2 protein-coding genes are annotated in these 2,272 nt (G+C 70.4%); both read left to right on the top strand.

Annotated elements, in window-relative coordinates; genetic code table 11:
- Window positions 1-477, top strand: a 477-nt coding sequence (locus BR71_RS19695; RefSeq protein WP_043641470.1) for a phosphopantetheine-binding protein, incomplete at its 5' end; no start/stop codon positions are given.
- A partial coding sequence (locus BR71_RS19690) for a condensation domain-containing protein (RefSeq protein WP_156039068.1) occupies window positions 474-2,272 on the top strand: 1,799 nt, incomplete at its 3' end. The genes BR71_RS19695 and BR71_RS19690, both read left to right, overlap by 4 nt.

Here is a 2,272-nt window from a genome sequence, read left to right as displayed (position 1 = left end):
CTGGCCGCCGAGCTGCCCGAACACATGCTGCCCGCCGTCATCGTGACGCTGGAGCGTTTCCCGCTGACCCACCACGGCAAGATCGACCGCGCCGCACTGCCCGCGCCGGAGCCGCTGGCGCGGCGCGCCTTCGAAGCGGCGCGCACGCCCAGCGAATTCCTGGTGGCGGAGGTGTTCGCCGACCTGTTGCAGCTGCCGAAAGTCAGCCGCGACGAAAGCTTCTTCGAGTTGGGCGGCGACTCCATCCTGGCGGTGCGCGCCGCCAACCGGCTGCGCGAACGCCTGGGCGTTCCGCTGCCCCTGCGCCTCCTGTTCGAACATCCACGCGCGGCGGAGCTGGCGCAACACATCGACGCGCAGCGCGGACAGACATCGGCCGCCTCGCCGGTGCGGCAAGCGCGCCGCCAGCTGGCGCGCGTCACGTTCGGCGCCGACGGCGACACCTCATCCCAGCAGTCCAATCAAGGCCAACCATGAACGCAATTGACGCCCACGCCTCTTTCGACGCCTATGTTTTCCCGCAATCCGGCGCCCAGCGCCGCTTGTGGACGCTGGCGGACCTGGCGCCGGACTCGACGGCCTACCACATTCCGCTGGCCCTGCGCCTGCGCGGCGCGCTGGACGCCGACGCGCTGCAAGCCGCTCTGAACGCCCTGGTGGCGCGCCATGAGATCCTGCGCACTCAATATGATCTGGTCGACGGCGAACCCTGCCAGTTGATCCGCCCGCAAGCCGGTTGCGAGCTGCCGCGCACCGCCTGCGACGAGGCCGGCCTGCCGGCGCGCTTGCGCGCGGAAGCCGCCCTGCGTTTCGATCTGCGGCGCGATCCGGTGATCCGGGCGCGCCTGTTCGTTCTGGGCCCTCAACACCATGTTCTCTCCATCGTGATCCATCACATCGCCTGCGACGGCTGGTCGCTGGGCGTGCTGGTGCGCGAACTGGGCGCGCTCTACCCGGCGCTGGCCGCCGGCCGGCCCGCGCCGGCCCTGCCCGAGGCGCTGCAATACGCCGACTTTTCCGAGTGGGAACGCGAAACCCGCGCCGGCGGCGGCAGCGACGCCGATGCGCTGCGCTACTGGCGCGAACGCCTCGCCGGCCTGGACGGCGAAATGGAGCTGCCCGGCGATTACGCCGCCGGCCAAAGTCGGAGCGAGGAAGCCGGCCACGTCAGCCTGACGCTGCCGGCCTCGCTGGTCGACCCGCTGCGCAAGCTGGCCCTCGCCGCCGACGCCACCTTGTTCATGGCCTTGCTCTCCGGCTTCCAGGCGCTGCTGCAAAGGCTGAGCGGACGCGACGACATCTGCGTCGGCAGCCCGGTGGCCAATCGCGACCGCGCCGAGTTCGAACAGACCCTGGGTTTCTTCGTCAACACCCTGATCCTGCGTCAGGATCTGAGCGGCTCGCCCAGCTTTTCTCAATTGCTGACGCGCAACCGCGCCGATTGCCTGGACGCCTTCGCCCATCAGCACGCGCCCTTCGACCAGGTGGTGAAACTGGCCGGCCCCCGTTCCCAGGCCCAGGACGCGCCGTTCCGCGCCCTGTTCGCGCTGCAGAACGCGCCGCTGGGCCGTTTGGACTGGCAGGGCGTGGAAGCGGAAGCGCTGCCGCTATTCCCCGCCGACGCCAAATTCGACCTGAGCCTGATGCTGGAGCCGGCCGGCGACGGCCTGCGCGCCACGCTGGAATACCGCGCCGGCCTGATCGGCGCCGACACCGCGGCCCGCTGGCTGGAACACTATCATGAACTGCTGCAATCCGCGGCCGCTCAACCGGATTGTCCTGTGGCGCGGTTGCCGCTGCTGAACGCCGAGCAAACCGCCCAGGCTCTGGGCCCCGCGCCGGTTTCCGTCGCCCCGCCGCACCCCGATCTGTGCAGCTGGTTCGAGCACGCCGCCCGGGCCTTCCCCAAGCGCGTCGCCGTTCAGGGCGAAGCCTCCGCCCTGCGCTACCAAGAACTTGACGCCCGCGCCAATCAATTGGCCCGGCAATTGCTCCAGCTCGGCGTGCTACCGGAGCAGCGCGTTGGACTCTGCTGCCAACGCCAGCCCGATCTCCTCGTCGCCATGCTCGCCATCCTCAAGGCCGGCGCCGCCTATGTCCCGCTGGACCCCGGCTATCCCGCCGAGCGCCTGGAGTTCCTCGTCCGCGACAGTGCCATCCATGTCGTCGTCGGCGACGCCGAGTCCGCCGAAGCCCTGCCTACCGGCCTCGCCCTGCGCTGGCTGGATGTGGCCGTCTCCTCCGGCGACGCCACGCCGCCGCCGCGTCGTCT

It is taken from the genome of Chromobacterium haemolyticum DSM 19808, assembly GCF_000711885.1.
Classification (GTDB): Bacteria; Pseudomonadota; Gammaproteobacteria; order Burkholderiales; family Chromobacteriaceae; genus Chromobacterium; species Chromobacterium haemolyticum.
This window is presented reverse-complemented; position numbering and strand designations above follow the sequence as displayed.